This is a genomic window from Burkholderia sp. AU33423 (assembly GCF_002223135.1).
GTDB classification, from domain to species: Bacteria; Pseudomonadota; Gammaproteobacteria; order Burkholderiales; family Burkholderiaceae; genus Burkholderia; species Burkholderia lata_D.
Genome location: NZ_NKFH01000007.1, coordinates 2,802,386 through 2,827,957 on the forward strand (window position 1 = coordinate 2,802,386; position 25,572 = coordinate 2,827,957).

Here is a 25,572-nt window from a genome sequence, read left to right on the forward strand (position 1 = left end):
CCGGCATCCACGACGACGGCTCGGCCTATCGAAGCGTCGTCGTCGCTTGCCCGTCCGCGTACAGCCAAACGGGCACGCCGTCGTCGCGCAATGCGGCGACCGGTTCGCCCAGGCTCCAGTTCTGCGCGACCGCGACACGGCGGACGAACCACGGCATCAGCATCGCGTGTCCGTCGGCGGCATCGCGATCGTCGTCGAACAGCGCATCGTCACCGATCCGCGTGTAACGCGCCGGATGCAGCACGGTGCCGTCCGCGCGAAGCACCGTCGCCCTCACGTCGCCTCCGCCCTCATCCTCCACACAGGCCAGCCAGCCGTGATCGGCGCCCCAGAACAGGCCGGCCACGTCGTCGTAGCGCCCCTGCACGAGCGTCGCGCCCGTCTCGAGATCGCAGATCGCGAGCTGCACCGGCTCGCCCGGCAGGACACCGATCGCGTAACGCGTGAACAGCTCGCCCGGCACGGCTTCGTCATCGGGCAACCATGGCAGCGCCGCCATGTTGACGAAGTCGAACGGCGTCAGCACGCGGCCCTGCCCGTCGACGATCGCGCAACGCCCGTCGTCACGCCGCACGATGTGGCGGATCGCGCCGAGCTCGGTCAGCATGTCCGTCCGTTCGTCGTCGGTCAGCCGGGCGACTTCCGCATAATGCGGCTCGACGACGACGCGGCCTTTCGCATCGACGAGGCCGACGTGACCGTTGCGCCGCGCGACGAAGGCGCCGCATTCGGACGACCATTCGAGCGCGTCCCACTCGGGCTGCGCGCGCCATTGCCCGTCGCGCCCGATCAGCCCCCATCGTTCGCCCTCGGATACCGCCGCGACGGTGCCGTTCTCGAATTCATGCGCATCGTCGAAACGCGGCGGAATCACCCATGCGCCGCGCGTGTCGACGAAGCCCCAGCGGCCGTCCAGGCTCGCGGATGCGACCCCGCCCGTGAAATCGCCGAAATCGTCGAGCGACGGTTCGAGCGCCCACGTGCCGTCCGTGCGCACGAGTCCGAACCGCTCGCCGACGCGCACGCAGGCGACGTCGCCGCTGAAATCCCACACGGCGTCGAATGACGGCTCGCGCACGACCCGCATCTCGTCGCCATCGCGGTCGACATCGCCATCGGCGAACAGCAGGCCGACCTTCCCGTCGCGCTCGGCCCATAGCAGCCGGTCGTCACGCGCGCCGCTCGCCCACAGGTTCGTCCACTCGGGCGGCACGATCACGTGCCACGCATCGTTGGTTTCACGTCGCACACCCCACAGCCCGTTGCGCGCACGAAAGCTGAACATGCCGTAGCCGAGCCGGTCGCCGTGCACTTCGCCTGCATCGAACAGCTCGGCAAACGTCACGCCGCGCGGCGGCTGCTGACGAACGAAATAGTGATGCAACATGCCGCCGAACCCGAAACCCCACGCCCAGTCGCGCCAGTCGGGCGGCGACTCGATCTCGAGCACATCGCGCACGCCGCGCACGTCGCGGAAATCCATGCAGTTCGCCACCTGCCACCACAGCCGCGTGCAGGTATCGCGTTCCTGGTCGATGTAGTCGTTCGGATCGCCGCCGTCGAGCCACGACAACTCGTCGAGATTCGCGGAAAACCGGGGTGCGCCGTGCGCGTCGCCGAGCGCGTCGATCGATTCGCCGAGATGACGCACGACCGCATCGAACTGGCGCGCGAGCGCCGGATCGTCGCCCGGCAGCGGATACGCGACGACGAACGACGCGAGCCGGCTGAGTCGCGCAAGCGCAGTGCGCGCGTCGCTGGTGAGATTCGGCGTGCCGGCATCGCCGAACACGCGCTGATCGGTGATCGCCTCGCCCGCGCCGCCGTCGGCGAGCAGCACGCGCCACAGCAGCGGAAAGTGATTGTTGGATTCCGCGAGCGCGATCGTTCGCGCGTCGTCGCCGTCACCGGCCTGGAGATACAGCCATGATCGATTGCCCATCGGAAGGGTTGCCCTCGTTCTTGTTGTCGTCGTATTGCGTCGGTTCGCCCGCCATCAGCGTGCGGTGGATGCCTTCAGCAGCCGCAGGATCTCCGGCGTGTCGGCGGCGTCCGCCAGCACTTTCGCGGACGGCTTCACGCCGGCGTCGAGCAGGCGCTGCACGCCGTCGACACGGCGCGCAGTCACCTCGCCGTCGAGCAGCGCATCGTCATGCAGCACATCCGGGTTCGCCTCCTTCGCGAGCAGTACGAAGACCGAAGCCGCCACGGGCGGATTCAATGCGTCCCGCAATGCGACATCGGCGAGCCGGTACGGGTTGTTGTCATGGAGCTGCCAGCGCAGCATGCCTCGCGCCTGCAACTTGCCGAGCACGGCGAGCGCATCCGGTTCCGGCAGTTTCACGATTTCGGCGACGAGGTCGCTCGCCTGCTCTTCGCGGCCATCGCGCAGCGTGTCGGGTGGCGGCAGGTTCGGCACCAGCGCGTCGAGCACGAGTGCCTGCCGGCGCGCGCGATCGGGCGACGCCTGCGCGCCTGCGTCGGGCCGGTTCTGCCGCAGCAACTGGCCGGCCACGCGCCAGCGATCGTCGCGGCCGAGTTCGTCACGCGGCACCTGATGCGCGCGCAACAGCATGCCGAGCCGGCGCCACATCGTATCGATTTCCTTGTCGTCGTTCGACGTCAGGCCGTCGCCAACGATCTCGTCGAGCGCCTGGCCGCACACGAACGCGCGCTGCCGCACCGGATCGAGTTCGGCGAAATACGTGCGCGCGGGTTCCGGCAGCGCATCGAAGTCGGCCTGGCTCATGTCGGGCGGACGGTGGCCCGGGCACGGGCCCGCGCCGGCAATCTCCCGCCCCGCCACCGCCTTCACGGGCTCCGGCGGCGAATCGCCGCTGCGCGCGACCGGATACAGTTCCATGCCATTGACCTGAAAACCCTGCATCGCCAGCATCACGACGCCAGTCGTCGAATGCTTCGTCTCGAAGTTCTTGCCGGCAATCGACGTGACCTGATACGGCGCGCCGATCGGCAGCTTGATCAGTTCGCCGCCCGGCACGTCGAGCACGCAGGTGCCCGGCGGCGCCTTGTCGGGACCGTCGGTTTCCAGCTCGGCCTCGCGCGTCGGCGCCGTTTCGACACTCCACTGGCCGGCGTCGCGCACACGCAGCACGATCTCGCCGCCCACTTTCTCGACGCGCAGCGTCGCGGGTTTGCCGGCCGCCGGCGCGTAATCGCCGAGCAACGCATCACAGGAAGTGCCGGCCCGCGCGGACAGCGACGCGAGCAACAGCAGACAGAACAAGGGGGTACGCACGGCTGAAGCCTCTCTCTTCGAATTGTTTTGGGAATATCCGGCGCGACAGCGCACGGCGGCTGCGACACGACCCATCGCTACCGGACGCCAATATAGCGAACGCGGGCGACGTGTGCCAGCCGGCGCGTGCCCATAACGGCGATGTGCAGGGAAATGAAAAGGTGTGGAGTGACGTGTGCCGGCTCAGGCCACCCGGACGAAGCGGAGCCGCCGCGCGTCGCGCACCATCGTCGTCATCGTTCAACGAGAGTGGAACCCGCATGACCCATAGCGCAGTCGCGATCGCGAACCTGCTGTACCGCGACGCGGAATTGCTCGACGCCGGCGGCCTGCCGGGCGTCGCGGAGCTGTTCCGTCACAACGAGTCGCCGGCCGGTTGAAGCACCGGCCGGCGTAAAACGCAGCTGCGTTCAGGCCGCCGCGAGCGTGGCAGCCAACGCGTCGAACTCCGGCGCCCACGCCGCACGCCACGCAGCCTTCGTCGTGTCGTCCACCCACGCGCCGTCGATCCCGTTCACCATGAACTGCTTCAGCTCGGCCGCGGTGAAGCCGAAATGGCTGAACATCAGCTCCCACGCCTCCGACGGATTGACCTTGTGCAGCGTCGGATCGTCGGTGTTCGGATGGATCTTCAGCCCGAGGCCCGGCATCTTGCGCATCGGGTGCCGTTCCGCCCATTGCTCCGGCGGCAGCGTGCGCAGATAGTACGAATTCGTCGGCACGACGGTGAAGACGATCCCGCGCTCCGCATAGCGGGCGCACAGCTCCGGGTTGTCGACGATCGTATAGCCGTGATCGACGCGATCGACCTGCAACAGATCGACGGCCGTCTCGACGTTGCGCCACGGCATTCCGAACTCGCCCGCATGCGCGGTCGTGCGAAAGCCCGCCGCACGCGCATTGCGGTAGGCCTTCCAGAACAGCTCCGGCGGCCGGTCGTTCTCGCGATAGTCGATCCCGATGCCCGCGACTTCGTCCGCGCGATTCGCCTTCATCCATTCGACGATCGCCACCGCTTCGTCGGGATCCTGCTCGCGGTCGATGCTCGGGATCAGGCGCGCGCCGATCCCGAAGTCGCGTGCGGCGTCGCGAATACCCGTCACGATCGCGGCCTGTGCATCCGCATACGCGATACCCGACACACGCACCGTACCCGTCGGATTCCAGAAGAATTCCGCATGCCGGACGTTGTGCGCGGCCGCATCCTCCAGATACTCGTATGCGATCCGCCGCAGGTCGTCGGGCTGCGTGAGCAGATACTGGTCGAGCGCGCGCAGCACGTGCAGCACGCCGACCGGCTTCTCGCCGCGCGCATAGAATGCGTCGATCTCCGCGCGCTCGATCGGCGCGCCGCTGCGCTCCGCGAGTGCGACGAACGTGTCGTGCCGCACCGCGCCGAGCAGGTGGCAATGCAGCTCGACCTTCGGCAGCGCGTGGAAGAAGGCCCGATGGGCCAGCGTGATCTCGATGCCCGTGCGCGCGGCCGGGACGTTACCTGGTGTTCCCTTCATTGCAGTCTCTTTTTTCGGTAGTGCCAATGCGTCGCGAAAGCCGTCTCTCAGTGCGGCTTCACGACGGTCCAGAAGTAGTAGCCGAGCGGAAGCGCGAGCACGACGAGCCCCCACGACACGTCGCGCCAGCGGCCGGCCAGCAGCTTGACGAGCACGTAGCACAGCAGCCCGCCCGCGATGCCGGTGCCGAAGCTGTTCGACATCAGCGTGAGCAGCACCATCGACATCACGGGCAGCGCATCGGTGAAGTCGTCGAAGTGCGTATGGCGGATCGTCGCGAACATCGACAGCCCGATCAGGATCAGCGCCGGCGCGGTCGCCTCTTTCGGGATCGCGAGCGCGACCGGCACGAACAGCAGCATCGCGGCGAACAGCACGGCCGCCGCCAGCGACGACAGCCCGCTGCGGCCGCCGGCCTCGACGCCTGCCGCCGATTCGATCAGCGCGGTCAGCGCGGGAATGCCGAACACGGGCCCGAGCGTCGCCGCGAGCGAATCGACGAGGAACGGCCGGTTGATGTTCGGCAGGTTGCCCTGTTCGTCGAGCAGGTTCGCCTTCGCGCCGACCGCGAGCGCCGTGCCGAGCGTCGAGAAGAATTCCGCCGCGAAGAACGCGAACAGGTACGGCGCGGCTGCGAGGCTCAACGCGCTGCCGATGTCGAGCTTGAACGCAATCGGCGCGATGCTGTGCGGCAGCGACACGAACGACGCGGGCAGATGCGTGACGCCGAGCGGCACACCGGCCGCGGCTGCGACGAGGATCGCGATCAGGATCGCGCCGGGCACCTTGCGCGCCTGCAGCACGATTGCGACCGCGAGGCCGATCAGCGCGACGAGCGCGCCCGGCCGCGAGAAATCGCCGAGCGCGAACGCGTTGGTCTTCGCGTTCGCGACGACCATCCCCGCGTTGCGCAGCCCGAGCATCGTGACGAACAGCCCGATCGACGCGCCGAGCCCGAGCTTGATCTGCACCGGTATCAGCCGCACCACCACGCCGCGCGCGCCGAGGATCGTCAGCAGGAAGAACAGCACGCCCGATACGCAGGCGATGCCGAGGCCCGTCTGCCAGCCGACGTGCTCGGTCGTCGCGAGCGTCACGCCGATGATGACCGAGCCGCCGATGCCGGGGCCGACGAGGAACGGCAGGTTCGCGTAGAGCCCCATCAGCGTGGTGAACAGCACGAACACGATGATCGTCGCGGTCGTCGCCGCGCCGCGCTCCATGCCGCCCGTCGCGAGCAGCGACGGGATCACGACGAGCAGGTACGCGGCCGCGAGAAACGACGTGACGCCCGCGATCGTCTCGGTGCGCACGCTCGTGCCGCGCGCGGCGAGCGCGAAGCGGCGTTCGAGCCAGTTGGCCGGCGCTCGCGCCGGCATCGTGTCAGTCGCTGACATGGTGGTTCTCCTGTGATTCCGAATATTGTCCTGTGTCGATTCACGCAGTGCGGTCTTATACTGCCGCGTACCGCATCCCGACCGTTATTGCCCGATGTCGTCCGACCGCTCGTCGCTGCTGCCCGCGCTCACGCTGCGGCAGGTCCAGCACTTCGTCGTGCTCGCTCACGCACGCAGCTTCACGCAGGCCGCGCAGGCGCTGTCGCTCACGCAGCCCGCGCTCACCGCGTCGATCCGACAGATCGAGTTCCTGCTCGGCGGGCGCCTGTTCGCGCGTTCCGCGCACCGGCTCACCCTCACCTCTGCCGGCGAAGCCGTGCTGCCGCTCGCTGAACGCCTGCTCAACCAGGCGCGCGGCACCTTCGACGACATGACGCGGCTCATCGGCGAACGCATCCAGACCGTGCGCATCGCGTTCATCCCGTCGGTCGCGGGCCGCCTGCTGCCCGCGCTCAACGCACTGCGCGACGCGCATCCGACGCTGCGTTTCACGCTCACCGACCTGCCGAACAGCGCGCTCGTCGAAGCCGTGCGCGATAGCGTCGCGGATCTCGGCATCGGCGTGCGCGAACCGGACAGCGACGACGGCACGCTGCGCTACCAGCAGCTCTTCGAGGACGAGATCGTGATCGTCGTGCGGCACGACGATCCGCTTGCCCGTGCGAAGAGCGTCACGTGGGCCAAGCTCGTCGATCGCGAGCTCGCGGTGTTCGTGCGCGGCAGCGTCAGCGAATCGCTGCATCGCACCGGCGGCGCCGAGAAGCTGCGCCTGAACGTCACGTACCGGATGGAATACACCGAGCCGCTCTACGCGCTCGCACGCAACGGCCTCGCGACCGCCGTGCTGCCGAGCCTCTACACGATGCATCTGCACGATCCCGAACTCGTCGCGCTGCGCGTCGACAAGCCGCGCGTCACGCGCGCGATCTCGCTGATCTCGCTCGCCGGCGACGATCGCGGCCCGCACGTGCGCGCGTGCCGCGAGTGGATTGCGAAGCACATCTGATTGCGTCCACGTTCACCGTTCATGGTTCGCCGCGTGACTGCCCGCCTTCAGGGCAGCTTCGCGACGCGCTCGACGAGCGCTGCGTAGAAGCGGTCCGCATCGACCTCGTTGATCCACGTCGCATTCGCGGTGCGGCCGCTGCGCCCGTTCCAGTCGACGACGGTCTCGCCGAGCGTCCACTGCCCGGTCGTCTCGACCATCACGTTCACCTTGCGTCCGCCGAACAGCGTCGGATCGACGAGATAGCCGACGGCCGTCGGGTCGTACATCGGCGCGTCTTCGACACCGCGCCGCTTCTTGTTGTACGCGAGTTCGGCCTCGATGATGTCCGCGACGATCGCGCCGCAGCGGTTGCCGAGCGCGCGGAACGGCGCGACGCGCGCCGGCGTGATCGGCGCTTTCACCGCGACATCGCGCGGCAGCACGACGATCGGCACGCCGCTGCCGAATACGACTTCGGCCGCCTGCGGATCGACGTAGATGTTGAATTCGGCCGCCGGCGTGATGTTGCCGCGCTCGAAGAACGCGCCGCCCATCAGCACGATTTCGCGCAGCGCGCCGCGAATCTGCGGCGCTTCGACCAACGCGGTCGCGATGTTCGTCAACGGGCCGAGCGCGCACAGCGTCACGCTCCCCGGCGCCGCGCGGCTCAGTGTGTCGACGAGATACGACACCGCGTGACCGGCGGCAAGCGGTGCGCGCGGCTCGTGCAGTTCGACGCCTTCGAGCCCCGTCTTGCCGTGCACGTTCGCGGCCGTCACGAGGTCGCGCACGAGCGGACGCGGGCAGCCGGCGTAGACGGGCAGCGTCTTCGTGCGGCCGGCCCAGTCGCGAATGATCCGCGCATTGCGTTCGGTCAGGTCGAGCGGCACGTTACCCGCGACGGCGGTCAACGCGCGCACGTCGAGCCGGTCTTGCGCGCCCAGCGCGAACAGGATCGCGATGGCGTCGTCCTGCCCCGGGTCGGTATCGATGATCACCGTGCGGCGCGCGGCCTCGCCGCCGGCCGCGAACGCGCCCGTTTCGGGCAGCAGCGCGCTGCCGGCCAGCGCGGCGGACAGTTTCAGGAAGGTGCGGCGGGATGCGATCGGATGGGTCATGGTCGGGCGCTCAGAAAACATGCCGGACGCCGAGCGTCGCCATCATCTGGCGCGTGCCGGTCGAGCGCGCGTACGCGAAGTTCTGCGCATGGTCCGCGTCGCCGGCCGCCTGCTGCGCGATCACCGTCAGCGCGACGTCGGTGCGTTTCGACAGGAAGTAATCGGCCTGCAGGTTCACCTGGTGCCATTTCGGCCGCTTGTCGATCACGTCGTACTTGCCGTTCGTGAACGCATACGCGGCGCCGAGGAAGAGCTGCGGCGTCATCGTGTAGACGACGTTCACGCCGAGGTTCTGCAGGTGCAGGTGCGAATTGTCGAGGTAATCGTAGCGCACGTCGGTAAACATCGCCGCGAACTGCGCGCGGCCGATCGTGTAGAAGCCGCCCGTGCCCGCGATCCGCTGCCGGCTCGCGTAAGCCGCCGGCGACATCGCACTCTTGCTGAAGATCAGCAGCGGCGACGCATAGTCGTTCGCGATCGCGCCGTCCTGGTTCGTCGCGCTGTACGGATGGTTGTACTGCGCGTAGACCGCGCTCCAGCGCAGCGGGCCCTGCTCGTAGCCGAGCCCGAAGCTGTATGCGCTGTTGTTCGCGAAGCCGGTCGCGTTGCTGAAGCCGTACAGCGCGGTGAATTTCAGGCCGTAGTAGACGGGGCTCACGTACTTCACCGAGTTCTGCACGCGGATGTCGTTGTAGCCGTTGTCGTTGTCGCCGATGTTCACGCCGTTGCTCGCGATGATCACCGGCCCGATGTAGTCGTGGATCGCGTCGTACTGGCGGCCGAACGTCAGCGAGCCGTAGGTGCGGTCGGCTAGGCCGACGTAGGCCATCCGCCCGAACTCGCGGCCGTTCTGCGCGGCCGTGCCCGTCATCACGTTGAAGCCGTTCTCCAGCTGGAAGACGGCGGACAGCCCCTGCCCGAGATCCTCCTTGCCCTTCAGCCCCCAGCGCGGGTTCTGGTTCGTGCCGGACAGCGCCTGCCAGGCGTTCTTGCCGCCCTGGTTGGTCGCGAACCCGACACCGGCCGAGATCAGACCGTACAGCGTGATGCTGCTTTGCGCACAGGCATGCGTCGCGAAGGCGCCGAGCATCGCGAGCGGGGCGAGCTTGTAGAGAGTTTTCATCGGGTCGTGTGATCGGTGGTGGTCCAGGCGCGGCAGGGTTCCGCGAAACTGGCCTCGACTATACGAACCCGTATCGGATAATAAAAGTTTGCTTTTATTATGGTTCAATAAAACGGATTTATTCTCATCCGGATCGCTCCCGTGCCCGCCAAGCCGGCTGTCAGTCCGCCGTGTCGCCGCCCTTCGGCAGCTTCGACCACGCCTTGCGCCCCGGCAACGGCGACCACGCCGGCCGCGTCTTGCGTGCGCTGTCGATCACGACCAGGTAGCGGCCCGCGATCGGCGTGATGTCGCGATCGCGACGCAGTACCCACAGCGACTTGCCGGCCTCGACGCGCGCCTGATAGTCGTCGTCGAGCAAGCCGTGCTGGTCGAAGAACGTGTTCAGCGATGCGGGAATACGCACGCACCCTTTCGAGTGCCGGATGCCCAGCAGCGCTTCGAGGCGATCGGGGTCGGTCGCATGCATCTGGAAGCGCATCGCCGACACGCCGCCCTTGCCCCACCCGCGCTCGCCGTCCACCCAGCCGAAGTCGTAGATGCGCATGTCGCGGTGCCCATAGCCGCGAATGCCGTTCTCGTTCGTCGTGCCTTCCGCGCGGAAATCCATGTTGTCCGGCGAGTGATGGAACACGCCGAGCGGCGTCAGGAAATGGTCGTACTTGCCCGGCAGCCCGGTGCCGACCGGCGATGCGCCGATCATCATCCATGCGTTGGCCGGCGTCGCGCGGAAGTAGATGAACAGCGCCTGGACGTTCGGCGCGCGGTCGACCATCGCGATGTATTCGCCGGCGAGGTCGCCGAGGTCCGCGTCGGCGAGCGCCTTCTGGAGCCGCTCGCCGTACGCGCGCTGCTCGCTTGCCGGCACGTTCAGGCGCCGCGTGACTTCCTGCGTGAAGCGCTTGCGCATGTCGATCGCGCGCGCCGTCGCATTTTTTGCCTCTTCGGCCGACAGGGGCGGATGCTGACGCGGCGGTGTCGGTGCAGGGGCCTCGGCTTCGCTGGCGGGCGCGGCAGAAGCGGCCGATGCAGGTGCGGCGGCGGATGCCGCGGATGCTGCGGATGCGCCCGATGCACTCGAAGCGCCCGACGCCGCGCTGGCAGGCTCCACGGGATGCGCGTGTGATGCGGCAGGCGCGGGCTTGGCCGCCGACGCACCCGACGATGCATGCGCCGCCGAAGCGGGATGCGCCCGAGAAGCTGCCGACGCGGGCGACTCGACTGATGAGGAGGACGTAGCGACGGGCGACGATGCGTCGGACGCCGCAAAGGCAGACCGCTCGACGAGCATGGAGATCGGCAGTGCCGCAGCGATCCCAATACACGCAGCGGCGACACGGGCAAGACAACGCGGCTTCGCAAATCGCCGCGTGAAGCTGAAAGGCATCATACGTTCGAAGCCGTCGGCCGATCCGTCCGCCGCATGCTGCAGTTGCGGGCGGCGCATCTTCCGCGCGAGCCATCGACACGTCCGGCGCATCGTGTGCGCCCGGCGCCGACGCCTCTTCGCGGCGGAGCCGTTCGCTGTTGCAACGCGGTCGGTCCGATGGCGGCTAATGAGTCGTCAGGCCCTTCATTTTACGCGTTTCGGTAAGAATCGGCAGGCGCGAACGTCGCGGTTTTGTGCTTCGTCACGCTTTGTTTCAACTCGTTGCCGCTTGCTTTTTCGTTACGTGGCACTCTGGTCTATTGGGCGTTCGAGATCGATACGGGAAGCTGTGTGTTTCGCCAGGGCACGACAGGATCTTCAAATCGATTCGCATGCCAGACCATTCCCGATATGCGGTACACACCCTGCGTGCGATGCAATCGCCATCGCATCGCACGCACGCCGCACGAACCATGCGGCATGCGTGCGCAACCACCGGTTACTTCGAGATAGTTTCGAGCGCGATGCCCTTCGTGCGCGGCCCCATGAACCCGATCGCGGCCATCACGATCACCATCGCGCCCGCGATGAACGCGAACACGCCGAAGGTGCCGAAGCCCTTCAGCACGGCCGCGATCACGAACGACGAGAAGATCGCCGAGAAGCGGCTCCACGAATAGACGAAACCGACGGCCCGTGCGCGGATCGACGTCGGGAACAGCTCGGCCTGATACGCGTGGAAGCTGTACGACATGATGTTGCTGGCGAGCGTGAGGCCGATGCCGAGCACGATCAGGAATGCGCCGACCGTCGTCTGGCTGAACAGCAGCCCGCAGACGACGATCGCCGCCGCCATCGCGACGATCACCGACTTGCGCTCAAAGCGGTCGGCGATCACGAGGCCGATCAGCGGGCCGATCGGCGCGGCGAGCGCGATCACGCTTGAATACATCAGGCTCGACGTGATCGTGATGCCCTGCTTGATCAGCAGCGTCGGCACCCAGTTCGCGAAGCCGTAGAAGCCGACCGTCTGGAACACGTTGAAGATCGTCATCATGATCGTGCGGCTGCGATACGGCTGCACCCACATGTCGCGGAAGCTGCCGCGCGGCGGCACGGGCTCGGCAGGCGCGGGCGGCGGCAGCGGCCGGCCGTATTCGGCTTCGACCTTCGCCTCGAGCGCACGCATGATGCGATCGGCTTCTTCGACCCGGCCCTGCTGCGCGAGCCAGCGCGGGCTTTCCGGCAGTTCGCGGCGAATCCACCACACGAACAGCGCGCCGTGCGCGCCGATCAGCACGACCCAGCGCCAGCCGTCGAGGCCGAACGGGGCGTGCGGCACGAGCAGGTACGCGAGGAACGCGACCACCGGCACCGCGACGAACCCGACCGCCTGCTCGCACGCGAATGCGCGACCGCGAATCTGCTTCGGGACGAGCTCGGAGATGTACGTGCCGATCGTCACCATCTCGACGCCGAGGCCGAGACCGACGACGAAGCGCCAGAAGTTCAGCCCGGCGGCCGTGTCCTGGAACGCCATCACGACGTTGGCGGCCGTGTACCACAGCAGCGACCAGGTGAAGATCGCGCGGCGGCCGAAACGGTCGGCGAGGAAGCCGCAGGCGATCGTGCCGATGAAGAGCCCGGAGAACAGCGCGGCGATGAAGCTCGCGACGCCCGTGGTGCCGAACAGGCCGTGCGTCGTCGCCGACAGGATCCCGCTTTTCACGAGGCCGGGGGCGACGTAGCCGCTATAGAGCAGGTCGTAGAGCTCGAAGAAGAAGCCGAGGCTCAGCAGGACGACGAGTTTCCAGACGGTGCGGGTGGGCGGCAGGCGGTCGAGACGGGCCGAGATGGAGCCGGGGTCGATCGCCGCGACGCGGGTGGCGGCCGCTGCGGCGAGCGGGTCGGGCTGGGTGGATGCCATGGTGGCAAGTCTCCGGATTCTTGATTGTCTTGGCGCTACCAGAGGGGCGTTGGCGAGCGGCTTCGCGCATTTTAGCGAGGCGAGCGGCGGAACACATCAGTCATCTGACGCGCGGTCGCGCTCCGCAACGCACGGGAGCAGCCTTGATCAAGCCGGTTCCACCGTCACTGGCGACCGGAGCACAACGTCATACCGGCTTCACCGCCGGCCAATCGACGGTCTCTGCATCCAGAAACTCGACTCCCTTGATGCCACGCCTGATGGCTTCGTGGCGAAATTCCTCGGAGCAGATCAGCGCGTTGCTGCTCCCCTCCATGCCGATCAGCTTGAAGATAGGGCATTCGAAATCGTCGGATACAACCAGTTTCTTTATTCTTGCGATTCCGCCAAATTTCCCGTCTACAAACTTCGATTCGCCGCCATCCACCTCTTCAGGTCGAAAGCTCGGGAAGATCGCAACACAATAGCCGTCTCCCGATGCGGGCGTTCCTTCCAAAGACAAAATCTTGACCGGTGCGACGTCCACCATCGGCACGTTCAGTTCAGAAACGACAGCACCAAATCTTTCGCTCATCAGGTAATGAAAACCCAAGTCTGCGCGGACATCAAAATCGTATCGGTCGTCTTTGGTGATGAAGACGACGCCATCCGGAAATTTTTCGTGCGCCTTCCCCCGCGACGGGTTTGCATACCAGGGGAAGTGCCCGACGCCTACACTCGTGGCGTCCTGATGGTACTTGTCGTACAGCGCACCATTCAGCATGCCGATCGGGCATCCTGGATCCGCTCTTTGAGACAGAACGTAATACTTCACGGTTGATCATTCCTTGCTTCCATTTAGCCCGCCAGATTTTCAGAAATAGGCATCACGTAACTTGCACAAAAAATAATCCTTCGGATCTTTTTCTATCGACAAACAAGTAACCCAGCGCATCGCTTAATCCAAATATATCCGTCCAGTTCGCCGGAAAATCACCCGAGTACAATTGCAAGGAAAACTCAAGCCCCTTGTCGAGCGCCAAGTTTTCGTTTTGGAGGAATCCAGGCGGCGCACCAATTCCGCTACCTTGATACGGCTGCGCCACATCATCCCCGACAATTAACCTTCTAGCCGGTATGACATCCCTTCCAAAAACCTCCCCTCCTTTCTCATGAAAGACAACTTGAGTCGCCCCGCCCCTCTTAATAATTTCCATTTCCTCGGGATCACCATGATATGTTATGCGATCCAAGAAATAGTCATCCCTCGAGTAAAACGAAAACACTGAAACATACTCCGCACCGCCCTCAACCCCAAGGAACTTGGCGGGCAGAGAGGCCACTAATTGAAGCTCTTCTCCGGATGACGTCGTCGGCCAATTTATAAGCCCACCTATAAGCGCTCCCCCTCCGATTCTCGGCTCAAGTGCGTCATGGCACTCCGCATCTGCTAGTAGCCTTTTCATATCAAACCTCACATATACATGGACATTTTTTTGCCAGGAATGCTTCTGCCCGCTTCCTGAGCCGCCTCGCTTGGCTTGCCGAAATCCCAGCCTTTCTCAAACCACCCTGAGTAATATCTAGCTCTCGCTTAATATCGTCATGAAATTCGTTTCTACCTAGCCCGTAAGCCTGTCTAATTTTTCCTTCGTGATAATGCGCACCGCCTATCTTGCGAGTATCAGTAGCAGGACCTCGGGTATGCCTATCGAGATCAAGCGCAATTGAAGGATTATCCGCATCTCTGCAATTTTTACTAGCCAGCCCCTTTTGCACTAGATATTCATGGCGAAGAAGTTCGTGAGCCTGCAGGCCATCGCCAACATTATCTCCCCCATTAAGATCCCCGTAGGTGCCGAGTTGTCCTACCTTCGCAAGACCCATCGGATCGATCCAACCTACAGGATCTGGGGCATACTGATAGACGTTGATGCCACCGGCGAGGCCGATCGGATCCGCGCTGATGAATCGCCCACTGTTCGGATCATAGTACCGATTCCGGTTATACCTCAGCCCCGTCTCCGCATCCTCCTGCTGCCCCTGAAACCGAATCGGGTTCCTCGCCACGATACCTGCCCGCTGCGACACCCGCGCGATAACCTCCCGCGCTTCGCCCCAGGCCCGATACGCCGCCTCCCACACTACCTCGCCGGCCTCGTCCGTCATCAGCAACGGCGTACCGATCTGATCACAGTGGTAGTAAAACAAATGCGCGCCCGACTGCCGTTCCGGCACACGTTGCAGCGGATCATTCTCCGGCACATATGCCTCGCCTTCCCGCCACACCGGTGTCTGAATCCCCGCAACCGGCTGAGCCGTTACATATTGGGCAAGCGGCACAAACGATTCCGGCTCGTACACATACTGCGTCGCGCCGCCCTCGCTGCTTTCATAAGCAAGCTGATCGCCATCCCAGCCGAACACCGTCCGCACACCATCGACATCCTTCCCAATCCGACGTCCAAACGGATCATAGAAATACCGCGCTTCATGCTGCCGCTCAGATTCCTCGACACGCGCGACTCTCAACCGGTTGAATCCGTCCCACTCGTACTGCTGCCTACCCGACGGCGAACGCTTCCCGATCAAATTCCCGCGCGCATCGTATTCGAAGTGCGTGCCAGCGTATTCCTTCAACAGATTGCCAAGCACCTTCGGCACTTCGGGCGGCAACGTGCTGTCCACGCTGTCCGGCACCACCGGGCTCGCTTTCGCCAGCCCCGGCGTACGCGCGTGCTTGGGACTGCCTGGATCAACGATGTTGCTCGCAGGGTCGAACGCAAAATGCTCCGCGCCGAGCGGCCCGATCGCCGCAATGAGGCGGCCGATCGGGTCATAGCGATAACTGATCAGCCCCTTCCGGCTGTCCTCGATATGCTCGAGTTGTCCAACGGCATCGTACCGATACCGGCGCTCGGCCAGCGCAGCCGGCGCATTCGATCGCCGAACCGCCTGCCGGGCAATCCGGCCGGCCGGATCGTATTGCGTCTGCTGCGCCAGCTTGCTCGACAGCGTCCGCCCCGTTTCGCGGTGCAGATCGTCACGCTCGAACTGGATTCGCTCCTCGCCATCGAGCACGAGCCCGTGTACGTGACCAGAGCCATAGGTCAGCCAGTCCAGCACATGCCCATCGGGTCGAACCGTCTTGATCCGCGTGCCGATTTCATCGTATTCGTGATGCCAAACGTAGCTGCGCGATTCGCCGAACAACCGGTAAGCGTGATGCTCGCGAACCGGATTACCAACCGGATCGAAGAACACCTGCATCCGGCTATGACTGTTGCGCGCCTCGATGAGCCGTCCGCTCGCGTCGTACGCGAACCGCTCCTCGCTGGCACCCGAGATCCGGCGCGTAATCCGGCCGGCCTGATCGAACTCGAGTTCCGTCACCTGCCCGGCCTCATCGATCTTCACCGGCTGCAGCGTGCCTTCGGCGTATCCGTATGTCGTCCGCTTGCCGTCGAAACCGATCTCTTCCAGCAAGCGCCCCGCAGGATCGTAGTGGAACTGATAGGTCGCGCGATTCGCATCGGTCAATGCAGTCAAGCGACCGAGACGATCATAGCGATATGAAAGCATATAGCCGAGCGCATCGACGCGGCTTGCCACACGCCCCGCCACGTCGTACGAAAAACGCGTGACGCGCTCCATCGGATCGGTTTGGGACAGCAACCGGCCTTCCGCATCATGCGTGAATCGAACAGTACCTGCCGCCGACGATATCTCGCTCAACCCGCCATTCTTGCCATAGTGGTAGACCGTGGCATTGCCCGCGGCGTCGATCGACTGCGCGAGTCTCCCGTCGCCGTCGTACTTCCACTTCGTCACCTTGCCCGAGCAGTCGGTGTACTGCAGCAATTGCCCGGCGTCGTCATAGACGAGCGAAGTCGCACCGCCCTTGGCATCGATCGTCTTGATCGGCATCCCTGCCGCGTTGTACGCGTACTTCGTCTCACGCCCGAGCGGATCCTTCTGCCCCACGAGATTGCCCGCGTCGTCATACGAACGCTCCCACACGTACCCTTCGGGATCCTTGAGCCGAACGAGCTGATCCTTGTCGTCGTACTCCATCGCGACAACCGCCCCGTCGACGCGATAGTGCTTCGTCATGTTCCCGCGCGCGTCGTAGTCCATCTCCTCGATGCCGCCGTCGCGATGAACGTGCATCACCAGGTTGTTGTCCTGGTCGCGCCGCATCCACTCCTCGGTGCCATCCGGATACGCGATCCGGTACATGTACCCGCGGATGTTGTAGTAGTACCGCGTGACGTTGCCCAGCGCATCGGTCACATACGTCAACCGGATGTTCGGATGCCACATCAGGCGAATGTCGTGACTACCGTCATCGGCATATTCACGCACGCACTGTGCGTTCGTATTGTCGTCGCGCTCGGCCCCGTCCCACTCGAGGTTCATGCCGCGGCCCGTGCGATCCGTGTAGCGGGTAATCAGGTGGCGATGGTATGCATACTGGCGTGCGTTGCCGTAACGATCAGTTGCCCGAACCAGGTCGCCGTTCTCGTCGTATTGGTACTGCGCGAGTGTCCTGCGGGTGTTCGCGTCGACGATCTGCTCGATCGTTGCGATACGCCCGTGACTGTCGTGACGAAACGCGAGCGTATGCCCGGCCGAGCTGACGAGCCGCGCCAGGCGATTCGCGTCGTCGTAATCGAGCGCGATCGTATTTCCCGCGCGGTCCTTCTGCAATGCGAGGCGGAATGAATCGCCGCGCTTCTCGTAGACACGAAGCAAATCGTGACCGTACGCGACAGTCACCCACGTGTCGTCGAGCCGGCTCAGCGTGACGCCTTCCACGCGATCGTCGTGAACAGCACCTGCCGCGAGCGCCGGATATTCGATGTTGCGGCCGGTTGAGTCGCTGTAGATCCACTTACCGCCCCGAACATCGATCCGCGTCATGTACGGCGACAGCCAGCGCGCGCCCAGTTCGCCGTCGTCGTATCCGGCCAGCCGGGACCGATAGACCCGCATCCACACGACAGGCATCGCACCCGGCAATTCAAAATCGGCATGGGAAAACGTCTCGTCGCCGAACGAATAGCTGATCGAACCGATCGATACGCCCTTACCGCACTCTTCGCAATGGTTGACGCCAGAGCCCTTCGCCTTGGCCTCCTTCCTCGCCGCTGCAATCGGTACCTGCGGCCGCCGGGCCTCTGCTTCCGTCGTGCCCTGCGACTTGATCGATGCGGTCCGCATCGCTTCACGCTTGTGCCGCAATGCATTGATCAGCTTCAGAAGCAGCCACATCAGCTTGCCTTCGTCGCTGCCCTTCAGTTCGTTGATCTTGGCGACCACCACCGGCGCCAACGTGCGCAACGACGCCGCAATCGAGCGAATCGGCGCGACGTACTTCTCGGGAACAAGCCCGGCCGCCGTGCTGCCGGCGGAGTTGGCGTTGCGCTTGCCCTTCGCCACCAGGGACTCGGACAGATAACCCCACGCCCCCTTTACCTGGTCCGTGCTGAGCCATCCGCTCTTCTTCATCAACTGCCGGTATTCGGCGGCTTCCCGTTCGTTCTTCGTCGGATCGAACAGCTTGCCCGCCACCACCGCGTCGATGCCGTCGGCCAGACCCGTGAAGATCTCCTGCGCTTTCGCCGCGCAGTGGTCGATCAGGTCGTTGACCACGGCCTGCAGTTTCGTCAGGAAGTCCTCGACCTCGGTCGAAAACGACGCCTGCACGTGCGTGACGACGATCGACACGACCGCGGCCCCGATGTCGCGCTTGTGAATCAGAAGCTGGTTACGGATCAGCGCCAGCAGCGGCCGTGCCGTGAGGCGCATCGGCGCCAGTACCGGCGGGAACGGAATCACGCCGATCAGGTTGATCGCCAGCCCGAGATAGTCGAGCAGTTCACCGCCACGCTTGCGGATGATCGAGACGATGTCGGTCAGCGCGTCGGCCAGCGCCATGAGGTTGTTGAGGACCGGAATCATGCTGGCCACCGTCGCCAGCCGGTCGACGTTCACGTAGCCGTCCGTCACGCGGATCAGCCACGCGTTGAAGCCTTCGCCGGACGCCACGACATCGTCCGGATGCACATCGGTCAGCCACGGGGTGGCCTGCTCATATTCCGCGCCCGGCGGGAGTTTTTGATCTGCCATGCTCTCAGGATTCTTCTCGTTGTTCGTTTTTTCGGCCCGCGGCAGCCGTCCCCGGTTCATCTCGTGGACGTCGTGCCAGCGACCCGCGGCATTGTACCGACGAATGGACGACCGGAAAATGAAAGGTCACGGCTCTCGGGCCCACACCCGAAACGGGCCATTGCACCCTATTTGTTGGCAGGCCTTGCCCCGAATGTTATGTAAATTCGGTAACCATCTATCTGGCCGATCAGCGTCACCGGGCACCATGAACCGCGACCTTTCCTGCGTGGCACGATCAACGCAAGCCCGGTAAACCGGGGCACAAGCCGCCGGACGTGGCCCGTCACCCCCTCACCGCGCCCCAATTCCGCCCCCGCAGATTCGGACATCGCTCGTCCCCACACCCCGGTAACATGCTACCGGGCCAACCACCGGCTTCCGGGCGCCTTTCGGCGACCTGAATTGTCGGCAAATCGTAAGCATTCCATGTCCATACAACGACTATCCACCTACGCTCTCCGGATCGCCCTGATCGCGCTGCTGCAGTTTGCGGCGATCGCGACCGCGTCGGCGTTTCCGACGGCCGCCTCGGCCCCGAACGCGAGCGGCGTCGGCGCGCCCGTCCCGGCCATCTCGCTGAACGACGCGGTCGCACAACTCAAGCAGATGCAGGCCGAACTGGACCGCATCAAGCAGCAGACCTCGACCGCGTCCAACAGCAAGGAGCTGGACGGGCTCAGCGACTCGACGCAGGAGCTGAGCACCGATGTCGAGAAGCTGCAGAGCGATCTCGTGCCGCAGCGTGCGCAGATCCAGGGGCAGCTCGACGTGCTCGGCCCCGCCCCTGCGGAAGGCGCCGCGCCGGAAACGCCGGCCGTCGCGAAGCAACGGGCCACGCTCAACGCGCGCAAGACGCAGCTCGATGCAGCGCTGAAGCAGGCCGCCGACCAGAAGGCCAGCCTCACGAACCTGAACGAGCAGTTCGCGAAGCTGCATCGCGGCCTGCTGAAGAACCAGCTCGCGTTCCGTTCGGGCGGCATTTTCAGCGCGCAGTTCTGGCTGCCGCTGTTCCATCTTTCGCCGGACGACACCCAGCGCCTCGGGGATTTCGACGAAGAAATGCTCGACATGCTGCGCTCGTCGTGGGTGCCCGGACAAAAGGCGATCACGGTGCTGCTGCTGGTCGCCGCGTTCGCGGCATGGATGGGCGGCCGCCGGCTCATCGAGCGCGGGCTCGCGTGGTTCTGCGTGAACCGCTTGCCGGCCACCCGTTTGCGCCGCAGCGCACTGGCGTTGTCGACCGCGCTGGCGACGCTGCTGGCAACCGCCATCGCCGTCCAGATCTTTTACCTCGCCGTCGCGCGCCATTACGACCTCACGCCGGCGCTGAACGATCTGTGGGACCAGTTCGCGAAGCTCGCCACGACCTGTGCCCTGATCGCCGGGCTCGGCCGTGCGCTGCTCTGCACGAAGCATCCGTCGTGGCGCCTGCCCGCGCTCGCCGATCCCGTCGCGCTCGCGATGAAGCCGTTCCCCGGCATCCTGGCCGCGCTGCTGCTGGTGTCCGGCACGCTCGAATCGATCAACCGGATCGTCGACACCAGCCTGTCGGTCACGCTGTTCGGCCGTGGGATCGTGTCGCTCGTCGTCGCGGTGACGGTCGGTGCGTCGCTGCTGCGCTCGAACCGCGCGCGCAGCGCGCTCGCGGCCGCCGGCGAAGCGCCCGAGCATCGCTCGACGCTCGCCGGGCTGATCCATGCCGCCGTCACGCTGGCCATCGTCGCGACCCTGATCGCACTCCTGATCGGCTACATCACGGTCGCGCGCTTCATTACTTACGAGCTCGTGTGGTTCGAGATCGTGCTGGGCGCCACCTACATCCTGATCCAGTTGACGCGCGACGCGAGCGAAAGCCTGTTCTCGTCGAGCCTGACGACGGGCCAGCAGATCAAGCACCTGTTCGCACTCGAGGATCGTCACCTCGACCAGGCCCGCACGGTCCTGTCCGGCTTCGGCACGAGCCTGCTGATGCTGATCGCGGCCATCGCGCTGCTGACGGGCGGCTTCGGCACGACGCCGGGCGACCTGCTCGACAGCGCGGTCGCGATGATCGGCAGCCAGCGGCTGCAGAACCTGAACATCATGCCCGACCGGATCATGAACGCCGTGATCGGGTTCGCGATCGGCTTCTACCTGCTGCGCTCGCTGCGCCGCTGGCTCGACAACGAGTTCATGCCCGCGCTCGGCATGGATACCGGGATGCGCGTGTCGCTGATCACGCTGTTCACCAACGTCGGCTACGTGCTGCTCGTGCTGATGACGCTCGGGTTGCTCGGCGTCCGCTGGAACAACCTCGCGTGGATCGTCAGTGCGTTGTCGGTGGGTATCGGTTTCGGCCTGCAGGAGATCGTGAAGAACTTCGTGTCGGGGCTGATCCTGTTGACCGAGCGCCCGGTGAAGGTGGGCGACATGATCAGCATCGCGGGCGTCGAAGGCGACATCCGCCGCATCAACGTGCGCGCGACCGAGATCCAGCTCAGCGACCGCTCGACCGTGATCGTGCCGAACTCGCAGTTGATCTCGCAGAACCTGCGCAACGTGACGATGGGCAACAGCACGCAGGGCGTCGCGACGCTGGTGCTGACGTTCCCGCTGAACACCGATCCCGAGCAGGTGCGCGACCTGCTGCTCGAAGCCTATCGCTCGCATGCGGCGATTCTCGAGAAGCCGGCGCCGTCGGTCACGTTCAGCCAGCTCACGCCGGACGGCATCACGCTGAGCGTGACCGGCTACGTGTCGAGCCCGCGGATCGCCGGTTCGACGAAGAGCGACCTGCTGTTCGAGATCCTGAAGCAATTGCGCGCGGCAGAAATCACGCTGTCGAGCCCGCAGATGCTGGTCGTGCAGAACATGCCGGCGGCGGGAGACGCATGACGCGGCTCGCGCGCTTGCCGTCGCGCAGATGAACGAAGGGCCGGCACCGCAACGCGGCAGCCGGCCCTTTCTACGCCTGCGCAGCGCCCATCCGGGCGCCCCGCATCAAACGTCGAACTTCACGCCCTGCGCCAGCGGCAGCTGACGGCTGTAGTTGATCGTGTTCGTCGCGCGACGCATGTAGGCCTTCCACGCATCCGAACCCGACTCGCGGCCGCCGCCCGTTTCCTTCTCGCCGCCGAACGCGCCGCCGATCTCCGCGCCGCTCGTGCCGATGTTCACGTTGACGATCCCGCAGTCGCTGCCCGCTGCCGACATGAACTGCTCGGCCTCGCGCATGTCGTTCGTGAAGATCGCCGACGACAGGCCTTGCGGCACCGCGTTGTGCAGTTCGATCGCGTCGTCGAAGTTGTCGTAGACCATCACGTACAGGATCGGTGCGAACGTTTCGCGCTCGACCACCGCCGATTGCTTCGGCATCCGCACGATGGCCGGACGCACGTAGTACGCATCCGCGTGACCGACGTCGACGCGCTCGCCGCCCTTCACTTCGCCGCCCTGCTCGCGTGCATCGCCCAGCGCCTTCTGCATCGCATCGAACGACGCGCGATCGACCAGCGGACCGACCAGCGTGCCTTCTTCAAGCGGGTTGCCGACCTTCACCGACGCGTAGGCCTTCTCGATGCGCGGCAGCAGCTGCTCGACCAGGCTGCGATGCACGATCAGGCGGCGCAGCGTCGTGCAGCGCTGGCCGGCCGTGCCGACTGCCGCGAACGTGACCGCGCGCACCACGAGATCCAGATCGGCGCTCGGTGCAACGATCATCCCGTTGTTGCCGCCGAGTTCGAGGATGCCGCGCGCGAGACGCTGGCTCAGCACCTTCGCGACTTCCTGGCCCATCCGCACGCTGCCCGTCGCGCTCACGACCGGCACCTTCTTCGACGCCGTCAGCACCTCGCCGACATCGCGCATGCCGAGCACCAGCTGGCTCAGTTCCGCCGGCGCGACGCCCGGGTGGGTCTTCTCGAATTCGCGGATCGCCTTCTGCAGCAGCACGTGGCATGCGATCGCGGTCAGCGGCGTCTTCTCGGACGGCTTCCACACGACCGAATCGCCGCACACGAATGCGAGCGCGGCATTCCACGCCCACACGGCGACCGGGAAGTTGAACGCCGAGATCACGCCGCACACGCCGATCGGGTGCCACGTTTCCATCATCCGGTGGCCCGGGCGCTCCGAGGCGATCGTGAGGCCGTAAAGCTGGCGCGACAGACCGACCGCGAAATCGCAGATGTCGATCATTTCCTGCACTTCGCCGAGGCCTTCCGACGTGATCTTGCCGGCTTCGAGCGTGACGAGGCGGCCGAGCTCGGCCTTGTGCTCGCGCAGCACGTTGCCGAACACGCGCACGAGTTCGCCGCGCACCGGCGCCGGCACCGTGCGCCACTTGAGGAATGCGTCGTGCGCGGCGTCGATCTTGCGCTCGGCGTCGGCGGGCGTGTCGACAGCCAGCGTCGCGAGCGTCGCGCCGTCGAGCGGCGAACGCGCGGTCAGCGCATTGCCTTTCCACTGGGCGAGATCGATGTCGAGCGCGGCAAGAATGTCGTTGAATTGCATCACTTCCTCTTCAGGGACAGATTGATCGGTGCGGCGGCAGCGCCGCCCGCGTGATTCGATTGGAGCGCGTTCGCGCGCCCTGTGCAAGCGGATGCGCCGCGCGGCAGGCCCGGTGCGCCGTCCGGCGCGGCCCCGCCTCGCAGGGCACGATCCATGAAACACATTGTCGGTGGCCACAAGTCGGCCCGCTATTGATATTAACTCACGACTTCATTCCGAAAACGCAATACCTCGACGGATCGGCCGGATGCGGATTGGCGCCGATATGGGACGTTTCCAAAGCCCGTGGCGGGGCGATCGGACGCATCGCGGCACGGCGCAAGTTGATGACAATCCCGCATCACCCTGTTCGGAAATATCGTTTGCCGCCCGCGCACCGGGCACACACAATCGTGGCGACGTCGGGGTGCACCGCACCCGGCGCGCCGCCGGCCGCCATCACGGCTGCCGGACGACAGACGAAGGCGACACGCATCGCGGCCCGGTTCATCCGGTCCGTTTCAGCACCGCATCACCGCTGCCCGGCCCGCGGCCGGCAACGCGTCGCGCTTCGTCACCGAAAAACAATCCCGGAGACAGCGCCCAGCGCCCGCCATGCATTCAGACGCCCGCCCCGATTCGCCCCGCCCTTCCGGCTCGCCGCCCGCGAAGCCGTCCCTCCACCGTGCGTTGCAGGCACGCCATCTGCGGATGATCGCGATCGGCGGCTCGATCGGCACGGGCCTGTTCGTCGCGTCCGGCGCGTCGATCTCGCAGGCCGGCCCCGGCGGCGCGATGCTCGCGTACATGGTGATCGGCCTGATGGTCTATTTCCTGATGACGAGCCTCGGCGAAATGGCCGCGTTCATGCCCGTGTCGGGCTCGTTCGCAACCTACGGCGCGAAGTTCGTCGACGAAGGCTTCGGCTTCGCACTCGGCTGGAACTACTGGTACAGCTGGGCCGTGACATTGGCCGTGGAGCTCGTCGCCGGGCAGCTCGTGATGAACTACTGGTTCCCGCATGTGCCGGGCGTCTGGTGGAGCGCGCTGTTCCTCACGCTGATCTTCGCGCTCAACGCGCTGTCGGTGCGCGGCTTCGGCGAAGCCGAATACTGGTTCGCGCTGATCAAGGTGCTGACGGTGCTCGCGTTCGTCGGCGTCGGCCTGCTGATGATCTTCGGGATCATGCAGGGCGGCCCGAGCGCGGGCTGGAGCAACTTCACGATCGGCGACGCGCCGTTCGCCGGCGGCTGGGCGACGATGCTCGGCGTCGCGATGATCGCGGGCTTCTCGTTCCAGGGCACCGAAATGATCGGCGTCGCGGCCGGCGAATCGGAAAACCCGCGCACGACGATCCCCCGCGCGGTGAGCCAGATCTTCTGGCGCATCCTGCTGTTCTACGTGCTCGCGATCTTCGTGATCGGCGTGCTGATTCCCTACACCGACCCGAGCCTGCTGAAGAGCGACGTGACCGACATCGGCGTGAGCCCGTTCACGCTCGTGTTCCGCCACGCGGGCCTCGCATTCGCCGCCGGCGTGATGAACGCGGTGATCCTGACGGCCGTGCTGTCGGCCGGCAACTCGGGCATGTATGCATCGACGCGGATGCTCTACAACCTCGCGGTCGAAGGCCGTGCGCCGAAGATCTTCGCGAAGCTGTCGCGCGGCGGCGTGCCGCGCAACGCGCTGTATGCGACGACGGCCGTCGGCGCCTTGTGCTTCCTCACGTCGCTGTATGGCGACAAGACCGTGTACCTGTGGCTGCTGAACACGTCGGGCATGGCCGGCTTCATCACGTGGCTCGGCATCGCGGTCAGCCACTACCGCTTCCGCAAGGGCTTCCTGAAGCAGGGCTACCGGCTCGACCAGCTGCCGTACCGGTCGAAGTGGTTCCCGTTCGGTCCGCTGTTCGCGTTCGCGCTGTGCGCGGTGATCGCGCTCGGCCAGGATTACCAGGCGTTCCTCTCCGACAAGATCGACTGGGTCGGCGTCGCCGCGACCTACATCGGCCTGCCGTTCTTCCTCGCGATCTGGCTCGGCTACGCGATCGTGCGCAAATGCCGTCTCGTGCGCTACGAAGACATGGAGATCGCTCCCTGGATCGAACGCAACGCGACGCCCGAACCCGCGCCGCAGGCTGAAGCCGGCTACGCGGGCTACGTCGCCCGTCCGGCCAACCCGACGCCGGGCGCCTGATCGCGCGGATCGGCCCGGATCAACCCGGATCGCACCGGCCGCCATGCGAACACGGCGGCCG

The 25,572-nt window shown here is 65.5% G+C and carries 15 protein-coding genes; 3 read left to right on the forward strand and 12 right to left on the reverse strand.

Features of this window, described 5'->3' with window-relative positions; genetic code table 11:
- Window positions 1–25: 25 nt before the first annotated feature.
- From CFB50_RS31115 to CFB50_RS31130, 4 genes are all read right to left on the reverse strand, one after another.
- Window positions 26–1,942, reverse strand: coding sequence for a WG repeat-containing protein (locus CFB50_RS31115; RefSeq protein ID WP_089448330.1), 1,917 nt, complete (start codon window positions 1,940–1,942; stop codon window positions 26–28).
- 54 nt (window positions 1,943–1,996) lie between these two features.
- Window positions 1,997–3,259 carry a hypothetical protein gene (locus tag CFB50_RS40280; RefSeq protein ID WP_256979348.1) on the reverse strand — a complete coding sequence of 421 codons (1,263 nt, stop codon included), beginning with the start codon at window positions 3,257–3,259 and terminating at the stop codon, window positions 1,997–1,999.
- A 410-nt stretch (window positions 3,260–3,669) separates the two neighbouring features.
- The gene (gene add, locus CFB50_RS31125; RefSeq protein WP_089448331.1) at window positions 3,670–4,770 is read right to left on the reverse strand and encodes an adenosine deaminase; all 1,101 of its coding nucleotides are present in this window, start codon (window positions 4,768–4,770) and stop codon (window positions 3,670–3,672) included.
- Window positions 4,771–4,817: 47 nt separating this feature from the next.
- Window positions 4,818–6,167 (reverse strand): NCS2 family permease, encoded by a 1,350-nt coding sequence (locus CFB50_RS31130; protein WP_071331954.1) that lies wholly within the window; start codon window positions 6,165–6,167, stop codon window positions 4,818–4,820.
- A gap of 94 nt (window positions 6,168–6,261) precedes the next feature.
- Here CFB50_RS31130 and CFB50_RS31135 point away from each other — a divergent pair, with 94 nt between their 5' ends.
- Window positions 6,262–7,173 carry a LysR family transcriptional regulator gene (locus CFB50_RS31135; RefSeq protein ID WP_089448332.1) on the forward strand — a complete coding sequence of 304 codons (912 nt, stop codon included), beginning with the start codon at window positions 6,262–6,264 and terminating at the stop codon, window positions 7,171–7,173.
- Between the two features lie 47 nt (window positions 7,174–7,220).
- Here CFB50_RS31135 and CFB50_RS31140 read toward each other — a convergent pair whose 3' ends face one another.
- From CFB50_RS31140 to CFB50_RS31165, 7 genes are all read right to left on the reverse strand, one after another.
- Window positions 7,221–8,273 (reverse strand): nucleoside hydrolase, encoded by a 1,053-nt coding sequence (locus CFB50_RS31140; RefSeq protein WP_089448333.1) that lies wholly within the window; start codon window positions 8,271–8,273, stop codon window positions 7,221–7,223.
- A gap of 10 nt (window positions 8,274–8,283) precedes the next feature.
- On the reverse strand, window positions 8,284–9,396 hold the full coding sequence (locus tag CFB50_RS31145; protein ID WP_089448334.1) for a porin: 1,113 nt from the start codon (window positions 9,394–9,396) through the stop codon (window positions 8,284–8,286).
- A gap of 160 nt (window positions 9,397–9,556) precedes the next feature.
- A complete protein-coding gene (locus CFB50_RS31150; RefSeq protein WP_089448335.1) occupies window positions 9,557–10,876 on the reverse strand; it encodes a hypothetical protein in 1,320 nt (439 codons plus the stop codon).
- Between the two features lie 388 nt (window positions 10,877–11,264).
- Window positions 11,265–12,692 carry an MFS transporter gene (locus CFB50_RS31155; RefSeq protein ID WP_089448336.1) on the reverse strand — a complete coding sequence of 476 codons (1,428 nt, stop codon included), beginning with the start codon at window positions 12,690–12,692 and terminating at the stop codon, window positions 11,265–11,267.
- 187 nt (window positions 12,693–12,879) lie between these two features.
- Window positions 12,880–13,506: a hypothetical protein gene (locus CFB50_RS31160; RefSeq protein ID WP_144020720.1), complete on the reverse strand. Its 627-nt coding sequence runs from the start codon at window positions 13,504–13,506 to the stop codon at window positions 12,880–12,882.
- A gap of 52 nt (window positions 13,507–13,558) precedes the next feature.
- Window positions 13,559–14,137 (reverse strand): hypothetical protein, encoded by a 579-nt coding sequence (locus CFB50_RS39130; protein ID WP_144020721.1) that lies wholly within the window; start codon window positions 14,135–14,137, stop codon window positions 13,559–13,561.
- 1 nt (window position 14,138) lies between these two features.
- Window positions 14,139–18,803 (reverse strand): RHS repeat-associated core domain-containing protein, encoded by a 4,665-nt coding sequence (locus CFB50_RS31165; RefSeq protein WP_089448338.1) that lies wholly within the window; start codon window positions 18,801–18,803, stop codon window positions 14,139–14,141.
- A gap of 468 nt (window positions 18,804–19,271) precedes the next feature.
- Here CFB50_RS31165 and CFB50_RS31170 point away from each other — a divergent pair, with 468 nt between their 5' ends.
- The gene (locus tag CFB50_RS31170) at window positions 19,272–21,719 is read left to right on the forward strand and encodes a DUF3772 domain-containing protein (RefSeq protein WP_089448339.1); all 2,448 of its coding nucleotides are present in this window, start codon (window positions 19,272–19,274) and stop codon (window positions 21,717–21,719) included.
- 105 nt (window positions 21,720–21,824) lie between these two features.
- Here the strand turns inward: CFB50_RS31170 and amaB are convergent, their stop codons facing one another.
- A complete protein-coding gene (amaB, locus tag CFB50_RS31175) occupies window positions 21,825–23,336 on the reverse strand; it encodes an L-piperidine-6-carboxylate dehydrogenase (protein ID WP_069252500.1) in 1,512 nt (503 codons plus the stop codon).
- A 594-nt stretch (window positions 23,337–23,930) separates the two neighbouring features.
- Here amaB and CFB50_RS31180 point away from each other — a divergent pair.
- Window positions 23,931–25,511 (forward strand): amino acid permease, encoded by a 1,581-nt coding sequence (locus CFB50_RS31180; RefSeq protein WP_089448340.1) that lies wholly within the window; start codon window positions 23,931–23,933, stop codon window positions 25,509–25,511.
- Window positions 25,512–25,572 lie beyond the last annotated feature (61 nt).